The organism is Priestia sp. SB1, assembly GCF_038898415.1.
The window spans coordinates 66811-89853 of the sequence record NZ_JBBJSS010000001.1 but is presented as its reverse complement, the minus strand read 5'-3'; the positions used below and the strand labels follow the sequence as shown (position 1 = coordinate 89853).

The 23043-nt window shown below is 39.4% G+C and carries 24 protein-coding genes and 1 other annotated feature; of the genes, 17 read left to right on the top strand and 7 right to left on the bottom strand.

The annotated features are described in order from the left end of the window. Window positions 1–49: 49 nt before the first annotated feature. Entirely contained in the window at window positions 50–769 is a 720-nt protein-coding gene (locus WKH56_RS00455) for a poly-gamma-glutamate hydrolase family protein (RefSeq protein WP_221832115.1), read from the bottom strand. A gap of 43 nt (window positions 770–812) precedes the next feature. Further along, a complete protein-coding gene (locus tag WKH56_RS00450; RefSeq protein WP_310884060.1) occupies window positions 813–1622 on the bottom strand; it encodes a class I SAM-dependent methyltransferase in 810 nt (269 codons plus the stop codon). A 105-nt stretch (window positions 1623–1727) separates the two neighbouring features. Between WKH56_RS00450 and WKH56_RS00445 the strand changes: the two genes are divergently transcribed. From WKH56_RS00445 to WKH56_RS00430, 4 genes are all read left to right on the top strand, one after another. After that, window positions 1728–2390 (top strand): MgtC/SapB family protein, encoded by a 663-nt coding sequence (locus WKH56_RS00445; protein ID WP_048019927.1) that lies wholly within the window; start codon window positions 1728–1730, stop codon window positions 2388–2390. A gap of 39 nt (window positions 2391–2429) precedes the next feature. After that, window positions 2430–2615, top strand: coding sequence for a hypothetical protein (locus tag WKH56_RS00440; protein ID WP_080968625.1), 186 nt, complete (start codon window positions 2430–2432; stop codon window positions 2613–2615). Window positions 2616–2665: 50 nt separating this feature from the next. Next, window positions 2666–3307 carry an NAD(P)-dependent oxidoreductase gene (locus WKH56_RS00435; protein WP_048019928.1) on the top strand — a complete coding sequence of 214 codons (642 nt, stop codon included), beginning with the start codon at window positions 2666–2668 and terminating at the stop codon, window positions 3305–3307. Window positions 3308–3379: 72 nt separating this feature from the next. Then, window positions 3380–3874: a GNAT family N-acetyltransferase gene (locus tag WKH56_RS00430; RefSeq protein ID WP_310884059.1), complete on the top strand. Its 495-nt coding sequence runs from the start codon at window positions 3380–3382 to the stop codon at window positions 3872–3874. Between the two features lie 21 nt (window positions 3875–3895). Here WKH56_RS00430 and WKH56_RS00425 read toward each other — a convergent pair whose 3' ends face one another. Continuing rightward, window positions 3896–4645 carry a sulfite exporter TauE/SafE family protein gene (locus WKH56_RS00425; protein ID WP_016765247.1) on the bottom strand — a complete coding sequence of 250 codons (750 nt, stop codon included), beginning with the start codon at window positions 4643–4645 and terminating at the stop codon, window positions 3896–3898. A gap of 156 nt (window positions 4646–4801) precedes the next feature. Between WKH56_RS00425 and WKH56_RS00420 the strand changes: the two genes are divergently transcribed. The 4 genes from WKH56_RS00420 to WKH56_RS00405 all read left to right on the top strand — a co-directional run bounded on the left by WKH56_RS00420 (window position 4802) and on the right by WKH56_RS00405 (window position 8382). Beyond that, window positions 4802–5701, top strand: coding sequence for a LysR family transcriptional regulator (locus WKH56_RS00420; protein WP_048019929.1), 900 nt, complete (start codon window positions 4802–4804; stop codon window positions 5699–5701). Further along, entirely contained in the window at window positions 5698–6336 is a 639-nt protein-coding gene (locus WKH56_RS00415; RefSeq protein WP_048019930.1) for a hypothetical protein, read from the top strand. The genes WKH56_RS00420 and WKH56_RS00415 overlap by 4 nt, the downstream gene beginning before the upstream one ends. A gap of 121 nt (window positions 6337–6457) precedes the next feature. Then, window positions 6458–7024, top strand: coding sequence for a TetR/AcrR family transcriptional regulator (locus WKH56_RS00410; RefSeq protein WP_033579894.1), 567 nt, complete (start codon window positions 6458–6460; stop codon window positions 7022–7024). A 131-nt stretch (window positions 7025–7155) separates the two neighbouring features. Further along, window positions 7156–8382, top strand: coding sequence for a DUF819 family protein (locus tag WKH56_RS00405; protein ID WP_048019931.1), 1227 nt, complete (start codon window positions 7156–7158; stop codon window positions 8380–8382). Window positions 8383–8424: 42 nt separating this feature from the next. On the opposite strand, the gene WKH56_RS00400 is transcribed toward WKH56_RS00405, so the two are convergent. Continuing rightward, window positions 8425–9795 (bottom strand): amino acid permease, encoded by a 1371-nt coding sequence (locus WKH56_RS00400; protein ID WP_028415053.1) that lies wholly within the window; start codon window positions 9793–9795, stop codon window positions 8425–8427. 67 nt (window positions 9796–9862) lie between these two features. Then, window positions 9863–10094: a binding site (T-box leader), on the bottom strand. A 228-nt stretch (window positions 10095–10322) separates the two neighbouring features. On the opposite strand from WKH56_RS00400, the gene WKH56_RS00395 reads away from it, so the two are divergent. The 7 genes from WKH56_RS00395 to WKH56_RS00365 all read left to right on the top strand — a co-directional run bounded on the left by WKH56_RS00395 (window position 10323) and on the right by WKH56_RS00365 (window position 17676). Then, entirely contained in the window at window positions 10323–11216 is an 894-nt protein-coding gene (locus WKH56_RS00395; RefSeq protein ID WP_205826997.1) for a DUF4405 domain-containing protein, read from the top strand. A gap of 109 nt (window positions 11217–11325) precedes the next feature. Next, a complete protein-coding gene (locus WKH56_RS00390; protein WP_033580328.1) occupies window positions 11326–11511 on the top strand; it encodes a Fur-regulated basic protein FbpA in 186 nt (61 codons plus the stop codon). A 195-nt stretch (window positions 11512–11706) separates the two neighbouring features. Then, window positions 11707–12834: an NADH-dependent flavin oxidoreductase gene (locus WKH56_RS00385; protein WP_048019933.1), complete on the top strand. Its 1128-nt coding sequence runs from the start codon at window positions 11707–11709 to the stop codon at window positions 12832–12834. A gap of 151 nt (window positions 12835–12985) precedes the next feature. After that, window positions 12986–13885: a DMT family transporter gene (locus WKH56_RS00380; protein ID WP_048019934.1), complete on the top strand. Its 900-nt coding sequence runs from the start codon at window positions 12986–12988 to the stop codon at window positions 13883–13885. 52 nt (window positions 13886–13937) lie between these two features. Further along, complete coding sequence (locus tag WKH56_RS00375) at window positions 13938–14291, top strand: cupin domain-containing protein (RefSeq protein ID WP_028415049.1); 354 nt, start codon at window positions 13938–13940, stop codon at window positions 14289–14291. A gap of 406 nt (window positions 14292–14697) precedes the next feature. After that, window positions 14698–16620 carry a lipoteichoic acid synthase gene (ltaS, locus tag WKH56_RS00370; protein ID WP_028415048.1) on the top strand — a complete coding sequence of 641 codons (1923 nt, stop codon included), beginning with the start codon at window positions 14698–14700 and terminating at the stop codon, window positions 16618–16620. A 75-nt stretch (window positions 16621–16695) separates the two neighbouring features. After that, a complete protein-coding gene (locus tag WKH56_RS00365; protein WP_372452787.1) occupies window positions 16696–17676 on the top strand; it encodes an LCP family protein in 981 nt (326 codons plus the stop codon). A 36-nt stretch (window positions 17677–17712) separates the two neighbouring features. Here the strand turns inward: WKH56_RS00365 and WKH56_RS00360 are convergent, their stop codons facing one another. Then, window positions 17713–18294: a YitT family protein gene (locus WKH56_RS00360; protein WP_033579900.1), complete on the bottom strand. Its 582-nt coding sequence runs from the start codon at window positions 18292–18294 to the stop codon at window positions 17713–17715. Between the two features lie 200 nt (window positions 18295–18494). Here WKH56_RS00360 and WKH56_RS00355 point away from each other — a divergent pair, with 200 nt between their 5' ends. Then, entirely contained in the window at window positions 18495–18992 is a 498-nt protein-coding gene (locus WKH56_RS00355) for a GNAT family N-acetyltransferase (RefSeq protein WP_028415046.1), read from the top strand. 26 nt (window positions 18993–19018) lie between these two features. On the opposite strand, the gene WKH56_RS00350 is transcribed toward WKH56_RS00355, so the two are convergent. Next, window positions 19019–19732, bottom strand: a complete 714-nt coding sequence (locus tag WKH56_RS00350) for a YoaK family protein (RefSeq protein ID WP_048019935.1) — start codon at window positions 19730–19732, stop codon at window positions 19019–19021. A 123-nt stretch (window positions 19733–19855) separates the two neighbouring features. Continuing rightward, entirely contained in the window at window positions 19856–21898 is a 2043-nt protein-coding gene (locus WKH56_RS00345; RefSeq protein WP_168761205.1) for a catalase, read from the bottom strand. Window positions 21899–22070: 172 nt separating this feature from the next. Between WKH56_RS00345 and WKH56_RS00340 the strand changes: the two genes are divergently transcribed. Then, a complete protein-coding gene (locus WKH56_RS00340; protein WP_168761204.1) occupies window positions 22071–23042 on the top strand; it encodes an NAD(P)H-dependent flavin oxidoreductase in 972 nt (323 codons plus the stop codon). The last annotated feature ends 1 nt before the right edge of the window (window position 23043 follow it).

The window sequence follows — 23043 nt, the reverse complement described above, 5'->3', positions numbered from 1 at the left end:
CGCTGGTTTTTTTGTCTGGAAATTAAGGAATAAGGCAAGAGTCGATAAATTAGTGAACTTGAAGGTAAAGGAAAGTTTGATAGGAAGAAGATGCTTCTTGTAAGGAAGTAACAAATGTATAAAAAAGCGGTGTTACATTCATGCGGTTGTTTCTCGACCAGTCATGGTTTGCGAAAAATGATTTTCTTAGTTCGGCTGTGAGTTCAAGCTGCACTCCGGCTTTTAGCAGATTATCGTTCACAATGTTTTGTTCGCTTGTTCCCGCTATGTCAGAAGGAGCGTCACGGACGGTAAAGCCGTTTTTGCGCAGTGATTGCTTCATCAGCTCTTTATAAAGCTGATTTTTTCCACCTATATACACGATAGGCTGACTGCCGCTGTAGCCGTGAATCGTCAAAACGGACATGCTTTGCTGAGCCATTCCTCTAGCCATCGGTTCATCAAAGTTTTCTGAGGTTATGTGCAGAACTCCGTTGTTAGTGGACTTGATGCCTTCAAATAAATAATAAGAAGCGGAAAAGCGATCGGCGAGTTCTTTGGTAACTTCTGATGTACCTGGTTCAATTCCGCCGCCGTGAATGGCTATAATGGATAAATAGCTAAAGCGCTGCTCGTAGCGAATGTCGTAGTCTTGGTGAAAAATTTCGTGCTGCTGCAGTTCTGCATAGGAAGAGTAATAGTCACCGCTTGCATAAGAAGGAGGGGGAATCAAAAAGCAGTACATAAAACATAGCAAAATGCTTGTACTCCATTTGAATAAACGGTTCATTAATAATCACCTCTATTTATTCTATGATAAATAGAGGTGATTATTAATTTTTTCGCCCGATATAAAGTAAGTGAGAAGACAGTCCAAGGTGATAAGGGTTCGATGCTTGTTGAATAAGGAGCTGAACGATGTTGTTCATTTCTTCAGAAGAAGTTTCCTGCCAGTACGTCCACTCTTTTGAATTAACTGACGAGGCAACGTTAGAGGCAATCAGCTCGATGCATCGAAATCCATGCTTCTTTAAAAACGGAATAATATCCTCAATTTTAGTGTAATAAGCGTGAGTAAATCGCCTTTCTTCTGCATGATTAAAGCAGCCTGATTCATAAAAATCATGAAGCGCTTTTGCCGTGTTGTTTGGTTTTAAACGCTCCGGCGATGTTAAAGAAGAAATGACGTGCTGAACGCGCGGCATAAATGAAATAAAAACAGTTCCGCCTGGCTTTGTTACCCGATACAGCTCTCGAACGGCTTGAATACGGTCTTGTTTCTTCTGTAAATGATACATTGGTCCAAGCATTAATGCCGCATGAAATTGTTCATCTGAACAATAGTGAAGGTTTCGTGCATCTGCCACGTGAAAATTACGAAATACATTATATACTTGCTGTTCTAAAGCTTTTTCTTTGGCTTTTTCAATCAACTGCGGTGTCAAATCAGTTAAAGTTACTTCATAGCCGTTTTCTGCTAGTTTCAAGGCATATCTTCCCGGCCCGGCACCGTTATCTAAAATATGGCCTCTAGGAGGAAGGTGTTTTTTTATAAAATGCCAGTTTACTTGAAACTCAATAGGTTCTCGTTCTAACCGTCCCCACTCATCAAATCTGCTGTAATAATCGATAACTTTATCCACTTTGATTAGCCTCCACTTTAAAAAATAGTTATAGTAAATTATAACAAAAATAGAAATAGTTAATAGGTGCATTTGTGAAAAAGTGAAGAGAAAGGAGGAGAAAGAATGACCGCAGCTTTTATTAGTCGTCTAGCCCTATCAGGTTTGTTAGGAGCTTTGGTTGGTTTAGAAAGAGAGTTTAGAGCTAAAGAAGCAGGGTTTCGCACTCATTTTTTAGTTGCTGTCGGTAGCACGCTGATTATGCTAATTTCGAAATATGGCTTTTCAGATGTGCTTCATCAAGATCATATGGCTCTTGATCCGAGCCGGGTGGCCGCACAAGTAGTAAGCGGTATTGGTTTTTTAGGAGCAGGTATGATTATTATTCAAAAGCAGCATATTAGAGGGCTCACAACAGCCGCAGGCGTATGGGCAACGTCGGGAATTGGTTTAACCATTGGGGCCGGTATGTATACAGTCGGCATTAGCGCAACTATATTAGTGCTGATTGGCTTAGAAATATTGAACGTAATGTTTACATCTCTTTCTACTCATTCCCTTTTAATTAAGTTTCGTGCAGCAAATCAAGAGGATATTTATGAGCTGCTTGATAAGATTGAAAAAGAAAATATTATGATTTCGTCTTACGAAATTCACCAAGATCATCATCAAGGAGAACTGCTTTATTTTGTTGAAATAAAAGGAAAGGCAAAAAAGAAAGGAAATAAAGTAGAATTGATTAAATCGATTCACTCTATGGCTCACGTGTTATTTATTGAAATTGAATAAGCACTCATTTATTTTTTAAAAAGAGACTGGAAGAAACGTATGTTAGTTGGCGGAACAGGTGAGACCCCGCAGGAGCGTAAGCGACGAAGAGGCTCAGCAGCTGCCTGCGGAAAGCGAAGCCTTGCACGGAAATCAACCGCGGTGTTAAAAGTAATCCATACTAACTCATTTATCCAATTTGTTCTCTCTATCTTGCTTAAACCGTTTTGCTGTGTTTTATCATAGCAAAAAAAGGCTATTACCTAAATATAGAGAATTTTACTGGAGGTTATAAAATGAAAATTGGAGTTGTAGGTGCTACAGGAAAAGCAGGAAGTTTTATCGTGAAAGAAGCCTTAAATCGCGGGCATGACGTGACGGCAATTGTACGTAATGCGGGCAAAGTAGAAGAAAAGGATGTTCGTACACTGGAAAAGGACATCTTCGATATTACGGCAAACGATATTGAAGGTTTCGATGCGGTAGTGAATGCGTTTGGAGCTCCTGAAGGAAAGGAACATCTGCATGTAGAAGCGGGGCAATCGTTAATTCATGTATTTAAACAAGCTCCGGACGTTCGTCTTCTTGTTGTAGGAGGAGCAGGAAGTTTGTTTGTAGATGAAGAGAAAACGACGCGTCTAGCAGATTCGCCTGATTTTCCAAAAGAGTACAAAGCGACAGCTGACAACCAAGCCCAAAATTTAAAAGACTTAGAAAGTACAAGCGATATTAATTGGACGTTCATTAGCCCAGCAGCATTTTTTAATCCTTCAGGAAAACGAACGGATGCTTATAAAACAGGGAAAGATCATGTTATTTTAAACTCAGAAGGAAACAGCCATGTCAGCTATGCGGATTACGCCATTGCAGTTATTGATGAAATTGAGCGAGGAGAGCATGTAAACGAACGCTTTACCGTTGTATCCGACGCTAGATAAAGGAAAAGCCGCTTTATGCGGCTTTTTTTGTGCATGTTATACTATGGAAAAAGAAAAGGAGTCCAGCAGAAAATGGAGAATAAAGAAAACGTAGCCTTAACGTTTTATAGTGAAGCCTACGAGTCATCTATACATAGCTATACGCTGCCTGAAGAGCAGCTCATTTATACGGCACTTCCCGCTGAAGCTATAGCTAAGTGTAAGCAGGAAAGAGATAGAACGCCCGTTTTGATTTTGGCAGAAAACAAACTAGCCGGATTTTTCGTGCTCGACGCAGGGGAAGCCGTTAAAGAATATACCGAGGGATCCGGCGCGCTTTTAATACGGTCTTATTCCATTCATCCTGATTATCAAGGAAAGGGAGTTGGCAAAAAGTCATTGAAACTTCTTCCTTCTTTTATCAACCATCACTTTCGCACTAAAAATAAAGTGGTGCTAGGCGTGAACCATAAAAACACGGCGGCGCAGCACCTATACAAACGATGCGGCTGTGTCGATACAGACCGGCATGTTTTTGGAAGCCAAGGAAAGCAGTTTGTTTATCAGATGAACATAAAAAAAGCTTGAACAAGAGTTCAAGCTTTTTTCTTATATAACAAGGAGAAAGCTAGAGCAAATAGGCAGCGCTACAAGGGACGTTTTTAATACGGGAGCAGGTACACGATTTGTAAATTTTGCTCCAATATATGAACCGACCATTGTGCCGACAACTACTTGAATCAACAGCGGGATATCTAAAAAGCCCTGCTGATAATAGCCCATTCCTCCGCCAATTGCAATCGGAATAATAACGAGCATCGTCGTTCCGGCGGACTGGCGAATAGACAAGCCTAACACCATCATAAGGCCAAGCTGGATAAATGGAGTTGAGCCAATTCCAAACATTCCGGACAGAGCGCCCGTAATTAAGCCGATTAGTAAAGAGTAGACGACAAATTTAGCTCCTGTTGGAACAGTACGTTCTTTTTGCTGACGGGAAAATAAAAACATTCGCAGCCAAAGTAAAACACCAGATAATAAAAGCATGCCGGCTGTGAGCCATTTTAGCTCGCCTTCTGGGATGAAGGATGAAAGGTTAGACCCAATCCAAGCGCCTAATGCACCGAGGATACCAACAGAGATACCGGATTTTAAAGATACGTTACCTTCACGGTAATGACTGACGGCGCCAGATAAAGAAGAGAAAATCATTGCGGTAAGAGCCGTTGCGAGTGCAACGTGTACAGATACGCCGTACAGCAGCGTTAAAATTGAAATAATAAAACCTGATCCGCCTGCTCCGACAAATCCTAAGATCAGTCCGACGGCTAACATTGTTAAAACAATTGAAACATCCATAAACGAATTCCTTCTTTCAACACTTATTCTATGCAGACACATAACATTTTCGGCAAGTGCTACGTTCTTCATTTAAACATGAATTTTTTATGACGTCCAATGTATAATTTATATGAAATCGATAGTATTATGTAATAAGTAAAGGATGTGAAAAAAATGGAATGGCAGCAGCTCGAATATTTTAATGTTGTAGCTCAAACGGAACATTTCACAAAGGCCGCAGAAAAATTATCAATCGCGCAGCCTACGCTCAGCCGCTCAATTTCTAAATTAGAATCAGAGCTTGGCGTACCGCTATTTGAACGAAAAGGAAGGCAAGTTATTTTAAATCGATACGGAAGGCTTTTTTATGAACGAACGGCTAAAGTATTAAACGAAATGGAAGAAGCGAAACGTGAGCTTTCAGATTTGATTCATCCTCATCGCGGCAGCATTTCGTTTGCTTTTTTAAAATCATTAGGCGCTTCGTCCGTCCCGAAACTAGTTCATGCTTTTTTACAAGAGTATCCGAACGTTCAATTTCAAATTTTTGAGAACGCTACGAACATCATGCTCGATCAGCTTCAAACGGGAGAAATTGATTTTTGTATGTCTTCCGTAACGGAATCTAGGGCAGGAATTCAGTGGGAATATTTATGGAAAGACGAGCTGTACGCGTATGTCCCTGATACGCATTCTTTTGCCTCAAGACAAGTGCTTTCGATTTCAGAGTTGGCTCATGAATCGTTTATCGCGTTAAAAAAAGGATACGGAAGCCGAACAATTTTTGATCAGCTGTTCGAAGAAGCTGAAATTGTCCCAAATATTACGTTTGAAGGAGAAGAATTTTTGACGGTGATTGGTTTTGTAGCGGCTCATTTAGGGGTTGCCTTGCTTCCTGAAATAAAGGGAGTGGACTTGCGAGGCATTAAAAAAATAAAGCTCAAAGAAGACACAGCTTCAAGGATAATTGGGATTGCGTGGAACAAGGATAAATACTTAACTCCTGTTGCGAAAAAGTTCCAGGAATTTTTAATTCAGTATTTCAAAGACCATCATACAGGAGGAAAACGATGAAGAAAATTGCTTGCCTGCACGCTCATCATTCGAACATCTCTTATATAGAAAAAGCGCTGCCGTTTGCGAGCTGTATGCATTTCGTAGACCCTGGACTTGTACATCGGGTAAAAACCGATCCTAAATTTGCAGCGGAGTCAGCAGGTGCAAAAGTAGAGAAGCAGTTAAAGTGGATGGAAGAATGTTCAGCGGATGCCATTTTACTTACGTGTACGAATTACATTGCTCTTTTACCAGAAGCATTTACAAGTGATGTTCCAATTATTAAAATCGATGAGCCTTATTTTCGCCGAATATGTGAAATAGAAGAACCGCAGCTTATCGTGTTTACAAATCCGGAGACCGTAGAAGGAACGATGAAGCGTCTACACGAATTTGCATTTTATCAAAATGTAAAGATAAAAGTTCACCCTGTTGTGATAGAAGGTGCTTTTGAACTAGTAATGACTGGAAACCTAGAGAAGTATAAACAGAAGGTGAAACATGTCTTAGATGAGCTAGTAAAAGACCAAAACACTGTTGTTTCAGTGGCGCAGCTCTCGATGGTAGAAGCGGCTGAGGAGGTAAGCGACCGTATTATTACGCCTCTTCAACCGTTAGCGGAAGAAGTAAGAAAAACAATTATTAGGTCATAAGAAATGAAAATAAGGAAAAATAAATGGTAAAATATTCACTTTATTTTGACAAAAATTTCATTTCCTTATATGATAAGTAGTGTTATAGAAACCACTTATTATATAGGGGAGGCATCGTTTTGTGAAGAAAGCAAATGCACGCGATAAGATTTTAGAAACAGCATCGCGGCTTTTTCAGCTGCAAGGCTATCATGCAACGGGATTAAATCAAATTATTAAAGAGAGCGGATCACCAAAAGGGTCTCTTTATTATTATTTTCCAAAAGGGAAAGAAGAACTGGCGATTCACGCTGTTCAATATACGAATAAATACGTCCAAGTTCAAATTAAAGAAAGTTTAAATAAATCTTCTGACGCGGCACAGGCTATTCAGTATTTTATTGAAGAATTGTCCAAGCAGTTTGAACACGAAGAAAGTATTGCTGGTATGCCTGTTGGGCTGATGGCTGGAGAAACGGCGCTTATTAATGAACCGCTTCGCGAAGTCTGCTATGCAGCGTTTCAAGATTGGGAAAAACTTTTTAGAGAAAAAATGATAGAGAGCGGATTTCAAGATAAGCAGGCAGGAGAGCTTGCAGTTGTGATTAACTGTATGATCGAAGGAGGAATCTTGCGTTCGTTAACAGAGAAAACAGGTGCTCCTTTGCAGCAGATTCAGCAGCAAATTCCGGTTTTGATTCGCAAATAAAAAAAAGCTTTTCACTTTTAGAGTGGAAAGCTTTTTTTTATGGATTGACGGAATTTGGCATATATTGATAAAATTTAAAGGTATATTTTCTGAAAATTATATTTCTTTAAAAAGAAAGAAAGGAGTAGCTCGTGATTTTTACTATTATTCAAGCTGATGATACGTGGGCACTATGGGGAATTCTAGCGATTTGGGCTTCTGTTAGTATTTTTCTCGAACAAAAGTATAAGTGGGCTTCTTTTCTGTCAGGAGCTATTATTGCGCTAGCAGGAGCGCTTATCCTATCAAATTTAAAAATTATTCCAACAGAGTCTCCGGTCTATGATGCGGTTTGGGCGTATCTAGTACCGCTTGCCATTCCATTATTGTTATTTCAAGTCAATATGAAAGAATTATTTCAAGAAAGCCGGAAACTGCTTTTTATTTTCTTAATCTGTGCGGTAGGAACGGTCATAGGGAGCACAGCAGGCTTCTTGTTGTTAAAAGATTATATTCCTGAACTAGCAAAAATTGCAGCTGCTATTGGCGCTTCTTATGTAGGCGGAGGGGTTAACTTTGCTACCGTTACGGCCAAATTTGAACCATCAAGTCAAATGGTTTCCGCGACGGTGGTTGCTGATAATATGGTCATGGCTTTACTGTTTGCCGTGTATATGTTTGTTCCTTCTATGAAGTTTTTTAGGAAACATTTTAAGACACCTCATATTCAAGAAGTAGAGGCGGGGCAATATGGAGAAAATGATCGTCATACGCTTGCAGAAAAATATTGGGCAAAAAAAGAAATTTCGTTAAAAGACGTGGCGGCTTCCATTGGTACATCATTTTTTCTAGTGGTTGCATCTTTTAAATTAGCCGAATGGTTTGGAACAATCATTCCAGCCGGTCCAAATGCTTCCGTAGTTCAAACGTTATTACATACTATTTTGAGCGAAAAATACTTATTACTTTCCACACTTACGTTTCTTGTCATTTATCTGTTTCCTTCTTATTTTAAAAACATTAGCGGAAGCCAAGAAATCGGCACATACTTCATTTATATTTTCTTTGTTGTCATTGGAGTGCCGGCGTCCATTCCATTAATTGTTGAAAAAGCACCTCTTTTGATTCTATTTGTGCTCATTGTGGGGATGAGTAATTTGATAGTGGGACTGCTTTTAGGAAAAGTATTTAAAATTGATTTAGAACATATTTTACTGGCGAGCAATGCAACGGTAGGGGGACCTACGACAGCAAGTGCAATGGCGATTGCTAAAGGATGGGGAAGTTTGGTTGGTCCTATCTTGGTAGTAGGAACGCTTGGCTATATTATTGGTAACTATATCGGCTTTGCACTTGGCTATTGGTACTTAACATTTTAAATAAAAAAACGCCTCCTCTGATGACTCAAAGGAGGCGTTTTTTTATTTAGCGTGCTTGACTGCTGAAGATTGATAAAAGCGACCTTTAAAGATATACGTAGCTGTAATAAATAAATAGATAGCTAATGTAATAGTCGTAATAACAACGGATGTTGTGCAGATAACACCAATTAAAATAGCGCTTAGTGCAATAAGGGCAGCCCACGTTGTATAAGGAAACCATTTAACAGAGTAGCTGCTCGATGCTTCTGGCTGAACTTTGCGGGACTTTAAGTGTGCAATCGCAATAATCAACCAAATAAACAATACCGTATACCCTAAAGATCCCATCAAATAATCAAATGTCTTACTTCCTGCAAATAAGGAAATCAACACGCCCACATAAAGGGATGATGTACACATTAAGATTGCATAGACAGGAACTTTGTTAACAGAAAGTTTCGAAAATATCTTCGGCACTCGACCGTCTACTGCTTGCGTATACAAAATACGTGATGAACCGTAAAGTCCTGAGTTCATAGAAGAAATAACGGCTAACAAGATCACGGCATTCATAATATGATCTGCTCCGGGAATGCCAATCATTTTAAATACCATTACAAAAGGACTTTGAGAAACGCCGTTCACTTCATTCCAAGGAATCAAGCTCACGATGATAAAAAACGGGAACAGATAAAAAGCAATGATACGCGTTAATGTACTGCGCACAGCCTTAGGTACTACTTTTTCAGGGTTTTTTGTTTCAGCTAGCGTTACTCCGATGATTTCAGTTCCACCGTATGAGTAGATGACAACTAACATCGCCGTAATTAGCCCGGTTGGTCCCTTTGGGAAAAAACCGCCGTGATCGCTTAAATTTGAAAAACCCGCTGCGGTATGATGACCGAATGATACAAACAATAATAAAAGTCCAGCGATAATAAAGATCACAATGACCGTGATTTTAATTAAAGCTAACCAGTATTCCGTTTCAGCAAATGCTTTAACTGAAAGCAAGTTAATGGCTGTAACAATAACGGATACGCCTAAAGCAAGCATCCAAATTGGGTAATCAGGAAGCCAGTACTGAATAAAAATAGCGGCTACAACGGCTTCAGCTGCAATGTTTAACACCCACATTTTCCAGTAAATCCAGTCCAAAAAGTAAGCGGGATAGCTTCCTAAAATCGACTGAACTAAATCACGAAACGTTCGTGCTTCACTATTTCGAACCGCCATTTCAGCAAGACCTTGCATGATGAATAGTAAAATAATTCCGCCAATTAAATAGGCAATAATAACTGATGGTCCTGCCATATCAATAGCCGAGCTGCTTCCTTTAAATAAACCAGCGCCAATTGCTCCACCTAGCGCCATCATCATAATGTGACGTGAAGTCATTGTTCGCTGCAAACCTTGGTTGTCCTTCTTCATGACTTTTCCCTCCACTTTTTTATAAAATAAAAAAAGCTTATCGTCTCCTACCTCATTATCAAATGAGAGAAGAGACGATAAGCTTTAGCTAACCGCGGTACCACTCTTGTTGGCTCTTAAAGAACCCTGCTTAAAACCTGATAACGAAGGTTAGACGTTAAAACTTAGAGAACACTTCTGCATTCTTTCTGAATTACCACTCCTGGGCGAGTTCAAAGTATTATTGGACTACGTCACACCAACCCGTAGCTCTCTTGACCGAATAATAAGCTTCTACTACTCCCAATCGCTGTGTTTTTGATTAAAATCTGAAAGTTCTTGATGAATAACCATTACTATACGTGCTTTTTTTTTCTTTGTCAACAGCTATTTTTGAAAAAATAAAAATGATTCTACTCTATTTTTATAGAACTCAGGACTGGTTATTTTGGTAAAAAAATCAGTCGTTTCACCTAATTTTCACCAAATCTGCTTACATTAAGAAATATGAAAAAGGAGTTGTTTTGACAAATACATAGGTTAGGAGAATGAATAGAGTGAAAAAGATGATGTACGTCCGGTTTGGACTGGATCTTTTAATGGCCGTTACGTTTGTTTTGTTTTTTAACAAGCAAGTATTGGGAGGGTTAACATTTCATGAAATTGCGGGGTTGGCGATTGCCGTCGCCTTTTTTACCCACGTGCTGCTAAACTGGCAGTGGGTAAAGAAAGTTACGGTTAAATTATTTGACCGCAGGCTTCCGCGCAGAACAAAGTTCGGTTACTTTTTAAATATCATGCTGTTGATTACGATGTCATTTATTATGATTAGCGGTATTTTTATTTCAAGAGTAGTATTTCCAAATATTAATGTTGGGAACGAACAGTGGTTTAAGGTTTCGCATATTTCCGTATCATTTTTAGTGTTAATTTTAGTAGCCGCTCACATAGGTCTTCATTGGCAATGGGTTATAAATGTATGTAAAAATATGACGAAATTCAAAAAGTCAAAGAAAAGCTTGAGCATAGCAGCTAAGCTCACAACCGCTGCGCTGTTAGTCATTGGCATATACGAAATAAATGAAACGGGTTTTCTTGGAAAACTTGGAGGAGTAGCGAGAGTACTGAATGTAAGTTCCTCAGATATGCCGCAAAAAGGCGGTGGGAAGCCGAATTTTGATCGCCATTCATTTAGCGAGAACAAATCTTCTGCGACGGCATCTGCTGGTCACGAACGTCCAAACTTTGATCACGATGGCGGAGGTCCGGAAAGAGGAATGAAAGGAAAAGAAAGCGGTTTTGAAACTCCAAATCCTTTTGTTGTAATCGGTACTTATTTTGCTATTATGTCAGTTTTTATTATTGTTATTTATTATATTGAAAAAATATTAGCAGGTGTGAAGAGACGTAAAAAAATAACGGGTCCTGCTGCGGAAATTTAAAATGAAAAAGCTTTCTATTTCACCGTTTTTTCATCGTATAGAAGTAAAATCATTTATGTAAAAGCGAATGCTTTGCAAAATTAAAATGAGAGAACCTTAGGTGGTGGAGATCGTGAAACAACATACACAGCCTGAAACGGAACATAAGAAAAATTGGTTTATTAATGCGCTATTGAATTTTGGTATTTATAAAAAAGGAAATCGGCATCTATACGAACTGACACTTCAAGAGTTAGAAGCTCAATACGTAAAAGTAAAATCATTCATGTATAATCAGGAACCTCTTTCGCAATGATAAAAAGGCACTCAGTATATGAGTGCTTTTTTGTGTTAGAAAGTCTTATTCTTTGACAGGTAAAACTGTACAGATTAAAATCACAGTATATTTTAAAGTTACAGTTTTAAATGACACATATTATTAGGAAGGAAAACAGTCTCTACCTATAATATGCCACTATTTTTGACCGTATCATTTTTGGAGGGAAATAAAATGACAAATAAAAAGTATGAGCCGCTTTTACAGCCATTTACTTTTTCAAATGGCATCAAATTAGATAACCGCGTTATTCTTGCTCCTATGACAAATTTTTCATCAAATGAAGATGGGACAGTATCAAATGCAGAAGTAGACTACTACGTACGACGTTCAAAAGGTGTTAGCATGGTCATTACAGCATGTACATACGGAACGGCGAACGGAAAAGGATTTCACGGAGAGTTTGCTGCAGACAGCGATGAAATGATTCCTAGCCTGCGTCGATTAGCAACAGCCATTAAAGATCAAGGAGCAAAAGCAGTTCTTCAAATTTTTCACGGAGGCCGCATGTGTCCGCCTGAGCTTGTTCCAAATGGAGAGGTTGTTAGCGCAAGTGCTGTTGCTGCAGAACAAGAAGGAGCTCCGGTACCTCGAGAGTTAACAAATGAAGAAATTGAAGGCATTATTCACGATTTTGGTGAAATGACGCGCCGTGCCATTGAAGCAGGATTTGACGGAGTTGAAATTCACGGAGCAAATAACTATTTAATTCAGCAGTTCTTTTCTCCGCATTCTAATCGCCGCGAAGATAAATGGGGCGGCAGCGTAGAAAAACGCTTAACATTCCCGCTTGCAATCATAGACGAAGTAAAGCAAGCCGTTTCTAAGCATGCAAAAGAATCATTTTTAGTAGGCTATCGCTTCTCGCCAGAAGAGCCTGAAACGCCAGGAATTACAATGGCTGATACGTTGAAGTTAGTCGATGCACTAGCAGAAAAAGACCTTGATTACCTTCACGTATCGCTAATGGAATTCTGGTCAAAACCGCGCCGAGGCGTGGAAGATACTCGTTCACGTATTGAAATTATTCAAGAGCGAGTAGGAAGCCGCGTACCTGTGATGGGCGTAGGTTCTATTCATACAGCAGACGAAGCAGCAGCCGCTCTTGAAACGGGCATTCCACTGCTTGCGATTGGCCGCGAATTAATTATGGATCCAGACTGGGTTCAAAAAGTAAAAGAAGGCCGTGAAAATGAAATTGTGACAACATTAAGCAAAAAAGATCAGGAAAAGCTTGTGATTCCTGACCCGCTGTGGCAAGCCGTTATTAACACACCAGGCTGGTTCCCGGTTGAAGATTAAAAGAAAGGCAGAAAAGCGCAAAGACGATGGGACTGATCCCATGTCTTTGCGCTTTTTGCTTTTTCATGGAATAGCGCTTTTGAACCATTAATTTACAAATGGGCTTCTTTATGTTTGAATAGTAATAGTTTTCTGAAAGTGAGGTGAGAGAATGAAAGCAGGGCCAATGGTGAAAATGATGATTTCAATGAGTATTTTTGGTTCAATTGGCTTTTTCTCCACACAAACTGGACTGCCTTCTTTTGATTTAGTATTTGTTCGCTGTATTTGTGCAACGCTTTTTCTCGGAATATGCTGGTTTGTAACAGGTGAATATAAAAGAGAAAAATGGAATGCCAAAGAAATAAAGCAGATTTTACTGTGTGGGATATTTCTTGTGTTTAACTGGGTGTTTCTATTTAAAGCATTTGAAATGATGTCCGTTACGGTTGCTATTTCTATTTATCATCTTGCACCCGTTTTAGTATTGCTTCTGGGGAGCTTTATGTTTAAGGAGAAATTAACGGTTCTTGGCGTGATGTCTATCTTCATTTGTTTTGGAGGAACACTTCTAATTATTGGAGTGGAGCAACTTACGATTGACGGCTTCATGTCTTCAGGAATACTCTGGGCGCTTTTAGCCGCTTTGTTTTATGCATGCACGACGCTGCTTGGTAAAGGCATTATTCATACGAGTGCTTATGCTGTTACATTTCTTCAGACTTTTTTAGGAATTTTTCTATTATTGCCGTTTGTTCATTTTACTGATTTTCATTTCCTAACAACGGCCAACTGGACATCTATTTTAGTAACAGGCTTTGTACATACTGGTTTAGTGTATTATTTGTTTTTCGACAGCCTGCGCTATTTAAAAACTCAGGTGATTTCGGTTCTGGTGTTTTTAGATCCAGCCGTTGCCATTTTATTAGATACAGCATTCACGGGATTTCGTCCTACGCTTTTGCAGCTTGCAGGCATTGTTTTGATCTTTTTAGGAATGCTTTTTACTTTGAAGCCAAAGCCTTCATCTAAAAAAAATATTTCCAATAGCAGGATTAAAAAGATCACATAGAATTTCTATTTCATCTGCAGGTTTTCATTTATTAGAAAAAGGGGAGCTAGTCATGAAAGTTAGTAAGCAAAACGCAGAACACTACGTGTGGGGAGGAAAATGCGATGGGTGGCACCTAGTGAAAAATAAAGACGTAAGTATTATTCATGAGCGCATGCCCCCTTATACGGAAGAGGTAAGGCATTATCACTTGAAAGCACATCAATTTTTCTTTGTACTAAAAGGAACAGCTGCTCTAGAAATAGACGGAGTTATTTACGATGTAAAAGCACACGAAGGAGTAGAAGTATTTCCTTCGATTCTTCATCAAATGATGAATCGTTCGAGTGAGGAGATTGAGTTTCTTGTGATTTCACAGCCTTTTGCACAAGGAGACCGCATAGCTGTTGATGAAGATAAAGACTAAGCATAGATAGGTCTATTTTTACTAGTCCTAACAGTAAGCGAAGAATGCCATCCAGTACAATAGTACCTTTTCATTCAGCAAGTGAAATATTATGCCTAATAAAATAAAAATACTTTTATTGCAGAGCAGAAATGTGGTAAATTAATATGTATGCAATATAGGGAGAACAAAATTTACAAATTAACAATTGTGTAATATTAACATCACGATAAAAAATAAGAGATTGCAAGTTAAAATGTAAATTTTGTAGATGACTAAAAAAAGAGATGAAGATGATATTGTTTGACAAATTGAATCATTTTCAGGTAATCTTTTGCAGGACGTAACCGTTACGATTTAATGTAGGGGACTTTCCTGAGGTTAGCTGAACATGAAATCTCTACTTTTTAGTGAAAGGAATTTGAAAATGAAAAAACTATTTTCAAAGCCGTTGTTTTACTTTTTTATAGCGGTTTTATTCATGTGGATCAAGTCTTACATGTCTTACAAAGTGGAGTTCAACTTAGATATAAGTGACTCAATGCAAAAAACGTTATTGTTTATTAATCCAATTAGTTCAACTTTGATCTTTTTAGGGTTAGCATTGTTTGCAAAAGGAAAAAGAGCCATCGTTTGGACGCTTATCCTTAGTACAATCATGACGGTCATTTTGTACAGCAATATTTTATATTATCGATTCTTCAATGACTTTGTGACATTGCCTACTTTAACGCAAACAAGCAATGTGGGTCATTTAGGAGGCAGTATCGCTGATTTAGTAAAAGCTCACGATATTTTTTACTTTGTAGATATCATTTTACTGATTGCGCTATTGTTTGTTAGAAAAATCGAATGGCCAAAAGCACGTCTTAAATTCCGCTATACGTTCATGGTGTTAGCGGCAGGAGCTGTCGCATTTGCAATTAACTTGCACTATGCTGAAAAAGATCGCCCTGAATTATTAACAAGAACATTTGATCGCAACTACCTAGTGAAATATTTAGGAGCATACAACTACACGGTGTATGATGCAGTTCAAACGTTTCAAAACTCAAAGCAACGAGCATTCGCAAGCAGTGATGACTTAACAACAGTGAAAAACTTCAGTACAAGTCACTATGCAGCTCCGAATATTGAGTATGCGGGTAAAGCAAAAGGAAAAAATATTATTAAAATTCATCTAGAATCATTTCAGTCATTCCTAATTAATTACAAGTTAAATGGACAAGAAGTAACGCCGTTTTTAAATTCATTAGCAAATGGAAATGAATTTATGTATTTTGATAACTTCTTCCATCAAACAGGACAAGGTAAAACAGCTGATGCAGAGCTTATGATGGATACGTCATTATATGGCTTGCCTCAAGGATCAGCATTTAGCTTAAAAGGCCGCAACACGTACCAAGCAGCACCAGCGATCTTAGATCAAGAGGGCGGCTATACAAGTGCTGTGTTACACGGAGATTATAAAACATTCTGGAACCGTAATGAAATTTACAAACAGTTCGGTGTGGATAAATTCTTTGATGCAAGTTATTACAATATGACTGGTGATAACAAAGTAAACTATGGATTAAAAGATAAGCCATTCTTCAAAGAATCTATGCCAATGCTGCAGTCATTGAAGCAGCCGTTCTATGCGCATATGATTACATTAACAAACCATTTCCCATTCGTTCTTGATAAAGGTGATGCTAGCATTGAACCGGCGAACACAGGAGATGGAACGGTAGACCGTTATTTCCAAACGGCTCGTTATTTGGATGAATCACTGCAAGAATTCTTTACAGAGCTAAAAGCTTCAGGTTTATATGACAACTCAGTTATTATGATTTACGGTGACCACTACGGTATTTCTGAAAATCATAACAAAGCAATGGAAAAAGTTCTTGGCGAGAAAATCACGCCATATAAAAACGCTCAGCTTCAACGCGTACCGTTCTTCCTTCACGTACCAGGTGTAAAAGGTGGAGTGAACCATACGTACGGCGGTGAAATTGACGTAGTGCCTACGCTTCTTCACCTAGTGGGAATTGATAGTAAAGAGTATGTTCAATTCGGTACAGATTTATTATCAAAAGACCATGATCAGGTAGTAGCATTTAGAAACGGTGATTATGTTTCTCCGAAATACACGTCAATTGACGGCAAGTATTACGATACAAACACAGGAGAAAGAATCACAGCAACAGACGAAGCGAAAGCTTATAAAAAGAAAGTTGGAAGAGAGCTAGAACTTTCTGATAAAGTGTTATACGGTGATTTATTACGATTTAATAAATTAGATGACTTTAAACCGGTCGATCCATCAAAATATATGTATGGAAAAGACCAAGAAACAGAAAAATAATGTAAGCTTTCACACCATACAATCCAAACAAGCAAGTAGAGGAGCTTTTTAAAAGCTTAGCTACTTGCTTGTTTTATGAGAACTTCATTGAAAAAGAAAGCTGGTGACAGAAACGTGGAGCGAACAAGACGCAAAAGAAGAAGAAGAGTTCGATGGGGCAGAGTGTTCTTTGCTTTGTTGTTCATTTTTATTATCGTTGGGGGCATATACAGCTATTTCCAATATAAGCAAGGGCTATCGATGGCAAGCGATGGTAAATTTGCGGATGACGGCACGACATTTGAACAGTTTCAAGGCAGTCTCCCGAATAACGGAGAAGTAAATATGCTGCTGTTAGGAAGTGACTCGCGCGGGGAAAAGCATTCTCGTACAGACTCTATTTTAATTGCTCACTACGATTCTAAAAGCAAACACCCGAAAATTGTTTCTCTTATGAGGGATATGTACGTGGATATTCCAGGACACGGCAAGCAAAAGCTGAATGCTGCTTACGCGTTCGGAGGTCCTGAGCTGCTGCGTCAAACGATCAAACAAAATTTTGATATTGATATTAACTATTATGCAGTTGTGGACTTCGAAGGATTTTCAAAAATTGTAGATACGATTGCGCCTGATGGCATTGAAGTAACCGTGCCTCACGATATGTCTTCGGGAATTGGTATGACGCTTCACAAAGGTACCCAAGTTTTACACGGTGAACAGCTGCTTGGCTACGTACGTTTTCGCCATGATAACATGAGTGATTTTGGACGCGTTCAGCGTCAGCAAGAAGTCGTTTTAAAGCTCAAAGATGAAGTAGCAAGCCTAAACAGCGTGTTTAAAATACCGAAGCTTCTCGGCGTAATGGATCCTTACATCGATACAAATTTAGATACAAAAAGCATGATGCTTCTAGCTAAAGATGTGGTAACAGGAAACATGAAAGACGTTCAAAGCCTGCGACTGCCTTTAGACGGATCATTTGAAAACAAAACGTATAGCGGCGTTGGTATGGTGCTTGATATTGATTTAGATAAAAATAAAGAAGCGCTGCAAGAATTCTTAAATGACAAATAAAGAAAAGCCTCCAGACGCATGTCTCGAGGCTTTTCTTTATACATAGACGATGATGCGTTTGAATGACGTGATTAAACTGGTCACTATACCAGAGCATACAACAATGAATAATGAATAAATAGCTGTATCGTTTTGAAGCAGTAAAATACCTGAAATAATAATAGATGCGTCAATCACTAAAATGATGATGCCAGGGTTTAAAGATAACCATTTCGCAAGTATCAGAGAAAATAAGTCGACCCCGCCTTGACTTGCGTGCTGCCGGAGCATGATGCCGGTTCCGATTCCGTTAAAAATGCCTCCAAGGCAAGCGCTTAAGATAATGGGAAGATGAAAAATCCCGTGAAGCGGAAACAGCAAATCAATCATAACGGCTGAGAGAACCATGCCATAGATAGCATTTAAAAAATAAGAGCGGTTAAAACCTAGAGCGAGAAGGTAAATCGGCAAGTTTAAGCAAAAAATCATCACGCCTACTTTATAGCCAAGTAAATAATTAATGATTAAGCTAATTCCCGTAATGCCTCCTGTTACAAGCTGAAGCGGAAGAATAAAAACGTTAATTCCGATACTAACAAACACACTGCCAATTCCAATTGCAATTAATTTTTTGTACATGCTGTCTCATCCTTGTCTATGAATCTCTTTATATGTATATGAAGACAAGCAGAGTTTCAGCACAAAGACTGCTTCAGAAACCATAATGCACGGATTAAATATATGCAAAGGAAGCTGTTTCGCAATGCAAATGTGTTGCATAAACATTCTTCACCATAGACAATAAGAATTAACGAAGAAGGTAAATGGAGGAGAAAAAATTGATCGTTCGAAAAGCTAGAGAAGAAGAAACATCATCTATTGAAACAGTAACGCTTGCTGCTTATGAGCAATATGCAGCTGTAAAATCGGAAGCACACTGGAAAAGATATCGAAAGGGAATTTTACATACCCTGAGTGAAGAAAAGAAATTTGAATGCATGGTAGCTGAAATCGATGGAGAAATGGCAGGAAGCGTTTTGTTTTATCCGCCGAATACGGATGTATATGGAGGGTTATTAAAACCATTTCCATGGGCTGAAATTCGTCTGCTGGCAGTTGCTCCATCTCATCGCCGAAAAGGAGTCGCCAATGCGCTTCTTGAAGCGTGTGAAAAAAAATCTCGGGAGCTAGGGTGTTCTTATTTAGGTTTACATACAGATCATTCAATGGAACATGCCATTAAGCTGTACACTAAAAGAGGTTACGTTCGCTTTCCTGATAACGATTTTTATCCGGTAAAAGATTTGCACGTTATGGCATTTAGAAAATCAGTTTAATAAAAAAGCCTTTGAAATCATTGATTTCAAAGGCTTTTTTGAGATTCTGAATTTAAAATGACAAAAGCGAGAAAAAGAATAGCAGAAGCTAGCCAAATTGCTTTTGTTCCGAGGGTGAAAGTAGAAATAGAGCCTAACAATGCACCACTTAAAAAAGAGAGGATAATGGCCGTAAAACGAAGGCACTGATAAGCAGCATTTTCGTCGCGTTTGAATATAGCATAGTATGCTGCTTGAGAAGCAGTACGAAGGTTTCCAGTTGTCATTGTTGTATTATATGACCATTTTATCAAAGTTCTAAATGAAGAAACTTGAAGAGCAGCAACAAATGAAATTGTTACTGTAACCAACATATTAGGAACACTAGGTGGTAAAAACCCAACAATAATGAGTACGACAATTTCTAAAAGCAATACAATACGAGAAGTATCAGGGAGTACAGATACAAATCGCGGCTGCTTAAATGTTTCGGTTACAGCAACGCCTAGGATAAAGGCTACAATAGGGGGAATATGAAGAAAAGCTTCTGTCCATTGACCTTGCGCTGCCTTTATACCTAATAAAACGATATTTCCACTTTGTGCATTTGCAAATACTCCGTTTCTGCTTATATACGTATAAGCATCAAGAAAACCTCCCACAATAGCTAACAAAATTCCAAGGATAACTGAATTTGCCGTTGCAGCTTTTTTGAATCGTTTCGTTAATTGTAAAAAGTAAGATGATTTGTTTGTGAGCATGTCTTCTTTCTGCCTCCTGAAAATCTAAGGTGCATTATCTAGTATAAGCAAAAAATCGGCTTTTCTTCAATTGCTGTGACTCCATGTAAAAAAGATAGGGAAGATCCCTATCTTTTTTGTCATTTATATAACGTGACGATTCCAGTGGCGGTGAGCTGAAACAGCTTCAACAAATTCATCTGTAAAACGTGTAGAATCTCCAGTTACGACACCGGGACTACTATCTAAGCCAGCAGCTTTTAGCCACTTAACACTTTCATCTGTGGCGCCAATTGGTTTAAAATGCTCGAATGCTTCTTGAGCAAACGTCAGTGCTTCTTTACGAAACTTCTCATCAGCTGACGAACTTCCGACAACATAAACCGCATCGAATAAGACAGAATCACTTGTTAAGAACGTGTGCTGTACTTCAAGTTCTGACCCGTCTGTTCCTTTTACGTTTTGGAGGGTTGTGCTTACAATTTCAGGCTGAATGCCCTGTTGTTTTAAACTGTTTAACACTTGTGGTAGGTCACCGCTAAAGTCATTAGCTACAATGACAGCTACTTTACGCGTATTCGGCTTTTTAATCGTCTGTTCCTGACTAAGAGCCGGAGACGACTTGGTCACTGGCGCGTCTTCTCCTGATGGAGGCGTTGCACCAATCGCTTGTGCCACTTGTTTAGCTAGCACTGTACTGACGTTGGCAAACATATCAACAACCTGTTGCTGAACAGACTTGCTTTTCACTTTTCCAAGCTCAAAGCTGAAAGCACTGATAATATGCTCTTTTTCAGGGTCGCTCATGCTATTCCAAAATAGCGTTGCCTGTGAAAAGTGGTCTTTAAAACTTTCGCTTCGGCTTCGAACTTTTCTTCCTTCCACTTTTTCCTGATAGTGAGCATAACCGCCCTCTGACTCTGGTACAGGAGCCGGCGTATTGGCTGCAAGAGAGTTTCTGTGATAGCTGACAGGCCCTTTGTTAATCGTTTGACGTCCGTAACCGTCGCGTTGATTGTTATGGAACGGGCACACTGGACGGTTGATTGGAAGTTCGTGAAAATTCGGGCCGCCAAGACGAATAAGCTGGGTATCCGTGTATGAAAACAATCTTCCTTGTAAGAGAGGATCATTGGAAAAATCAATTCCCGGTACTACATGCCCCGGATGGAATGCGACTTGTTCCGTTTCGGCAAATACGTTGTCTACATTTCGATTTAAGGTCATTTTTCCAACCAATTTGACGGGAATGTCTTCTTCTGGCCAAAGCTTAGTTGGATCGAGAATGTCAAAGTCGAATTTAAATTCATCTTCCTCAGCTATGATTTGAAGCCCTAGCTCATATTCAGGATAGTCTCCGTTTTCAATTGACTCCCATAAATCGCGGCGATGAAAATCAGGGTCTTTCCCAGAAATTGTTTGAGCCTCGTCCCAAACAAGGGAATGCGTGCCGAGCACAGGCTTCCAGTGGAATTTGACAAAATGAGCTTTTCCTTCTGCATTAACTAAGCGAAAAGTATGTACGCCGAAGCCTTCCATCATACGCAAGCTGCGAGGAATTGCCCGGTCTGACATTGTCCACATGACCATGTGGGCAGACTCTTGGTTATTAGCGACAAAATCCCAAAACGTATCATGTGCTGAAGCCGCCTGAGGCATTTCGTTGTGTGGCTCAGGCTTAACAGCGTGAATTAAATCCGGGAATTTAATCGCATCTTGGATAAAGAACACGGGAATGTTATTTCCAACTAAGTCATAGTTTCCTTCTTCTGTATAAAATTTTGTTGCAAAACCACGTGCGTCGCGAACCGTTTCAGCTGAACCTTTAGAACCTGCTACAGTAGAAAAACGGACAAATACAGGTGTTTTTACAGACGGATTCTGTAAAAATTTAGCTTTTGTATATTCACTGAGCGAGTCATACAGCTCAAATTCTCCGTGAGCAGCGAAGCCTCGTGCATGAACGATGCGTTCAGGAATGCGCTCGTGGTCAAAATGCGTCATTTTTTCACGGAAATGAAAGTCTTCCATAAGGGTTGGACCACGTTCGCCTGCTTTTAAAGAAAATTCATCTTCGGAAAGCTTTAACCCTTGATTGGTTGTGAGCGCTTGGTTTCGATCGTCTGTTTTAAACTGCTTGAGCTGTTCTTGCTTGCTTTTTTCATTTACAGGGTGCTTTTTTGTCATACTTGTCTTCCTCCTTGATCTTCAGTTAATAATCATTACAAAATGTGTACCCTATCAAAAGTTGAAGCAAACAGAAATGTTGGAATTTTTTCGTAGGAAATCCGTTATTTTCTTGTTATGATTATGAATAAGTATTCATAAATACAAAAATAAAAGGAGAGGGGATACATAGATGAAAACACGGGTAACAGATTTATTAGGAATTCAATATCCAATTGTACAAGGAGGTCTTGCGTATCTAGCGTACGCAGAACTTGCGGCTGCTGTCTCAAATGCAGGCGGGCTTGGACAAATTACAGCTATGACGCTCCGAACACCTGAGAAACTTCGAGCTGAAGTTAAGAAAGTACGTTCTTTAACTGAGCGTCCTTTTGGCGTTAATTTTGCTGTTGGAGGTCAAACAGAAGGTTCTTATAAAGAACTTCTCGACGCAGCAGTAGAAGAAGGTGTTCCGGTTATTTCCATAACAGGAGCAAATCCCGCACCTATTTTTGAAAGATTAAAAGGAACGGGAATTAAAACGCTCGTGCTGGTAGCCAACGTACGTCAAGCTCAAAAAGCTGAGAAGCTAGGAGCAGATGCTGTCATGGCAGTAGGGCAAGAAGCCGGAGGGCATATTGGACGTGAGGATCTAGGCACAATGGTATTAATTCCTCGAGTAGCTGCGGCTGTGTCAATTCCGGTCTTGGCAAGCGGAGGGATTGGAAACGGACAAGGATTATTGGCAGCGTTATCATTAGGCGCTGAAGGGATAGAAATGGGAACACGTTTTATCGCGACAAAAGAATGTGTAGATGCCCATGATGCGTATAAACAAGCTATTGTGGAAGCAAAAGAAACGGATACCGTGGTTATTAAACGTTCGTTCGGGGCACCTGGACGCGTATTGAAGTCCCACTATACTCTTGACATTATTAAGCGTGAGGAGCAAGGAGAGAGGTACGAAGAGTTAAAAGACGTCATTAGCGGAGGGGCAAACTGCCGGTATATTTATGAAAATAAAATCGATGAAGGCTATGGATGGGCAGGCCAAGTCGTTGGACTGATTGATAGTATTCCAACGGTGCAAGAGCTGTTTGACAGTATGATAGAAGAAGTGCACGCCGGTTCTAAACGACTGCTGAGTATAATGGAAAAGAAGTAGA

Bases quoted from the DNA above. Each gene is read 5' to 3' on its own strand.
- WKH56_RS00415 (WP_048019930.1), top strand. From the start codon at position 5,698: ATGAAGAAAATTGCTTGCCTGCACGCTCATCATTCGAACATCTCTTAT.
- ltaS (WP_028415048.1), top strand. From the start codon at position 14,698: ATGAAAAAACTATTTTCAAAGCCGTTGTTTTACTTTTTTATAGCGGTT.
- WKH56_RS00435 (WP_048019928.1), top strand. From the start codon at position 2,666: ATGAAAATTGGAGTTGTAGGTGCTACAGGAAAAGCAGGAAGTTTTATC.
- WKH56_RS00350 (WP_048019935.1), bottom strand. From the start codon at position 19,732: ATGCTCACAAACAAATCATCTTACTTTTTACAATTAACGAAACGATTC.
- WKH56_RS00420 (WP_048019929.1), top strand. From the start codon at position 4,802: ATGGAATGGCAGCAGCTCGAATATTTTAATGTTGTAGCTCAAACGGAA.
- WKH56_RS00380 (WP_048019934.1), top strand. From the start codon at position 12,986: ATGAAAGCAGGGCCAATGGTGAAAATGATGATTTCAATGAGTATTTTT.
- WKH56_RS00425 (WP_016765247.1), bottom strand. From the start codon at position 4,645: ATGGATGTTTCAATTGTTTTAACAATGTTAGCCGTCGGACTGATCTTA.
- WKH56_RS00455 (WP_221832115.1), bottom strand. From the start codon at position 769: ATGAACCGTTTATTCAAATGGAGTACAAGCATTTTGCTATGTTTTATG.
- WKH56_RS00360 (WP_033579900.1), bottom strand. From the start codon at position 18,294: ATGTACAAAAAATTAATTGCAATTGGAATTGGCAGTGTGTTTGTTAGT.
- WKH56_RS00340 (WP_168761204.1), top strand. From the start codon at position 22,071: ATGAAAACACGGGTAACAGATTTATTAGGAATTCAATATCCAATTGTA.
- WKH56_RS00395 (WP_205826997.1), top strand. From the start codon at position 10,323: ATGAATAGAGTGAAAAAGATGATGTACGTCCGGTTTGGACTGGATCTT.
- WKH56_RS00365 (WP_372452787.1), top strand. From the start codon at position 16,696: ATGAGAACTTCATTGAAAAAGAAAGCTGGTGACAGAAACGTGGAGCGA.
- WKH56_RS00345 (WP_168761205.1), bottom strand. From the start codon at position 21,898: ATGACAAAAAAGCACCCTGTAAATGAAAAAAGCAAGCAAGAACAGCTC.
- WKH56_RS00385 (WP_048019933.1), top strand. From the start codon at position 11,707: ATGACAAATAAAAAGTATGAGCCGCTTTTACAGCCATTTACTTTTTCA.
- WKH56_RS00445 (WP_048019927.1), top strand. From the start codon at position 1,728: ATGACCGCAGCTTTTATTAGTCGTCTAGCCCTATCAGGTTTGTTAGGA.
- WKH56_RS00430 (WP_310884059.1), top strand. From the start codon at position 3,380: ATGGAGAATAAAGAAAACGTAGCCTTAACGTTTTATAGTGAAGCCTAC.
- WKH56_RS00440 (WP_080968625.1), top strand. From the start codon at position 2,430: ATGTTAGTTGGCGGAACAGGTGAGACCCCGCAGGAGCGTAAGCGACGA.
- WKH56_RS00400 (WP_028415053.1), bottom strand. From the start codon at position 9,795: ATGAAGAAGGACAACCAAGGTTTGCAGCGAACAATGACTTCACGTCAC.
- WKH56_RS00375 (WP_028415049.1), top strand. From the start codon at position 13,938: ATGAAAGTTAGTAAGCAAAACGCAGAACACTACGTGTGGGGAGGAAAA.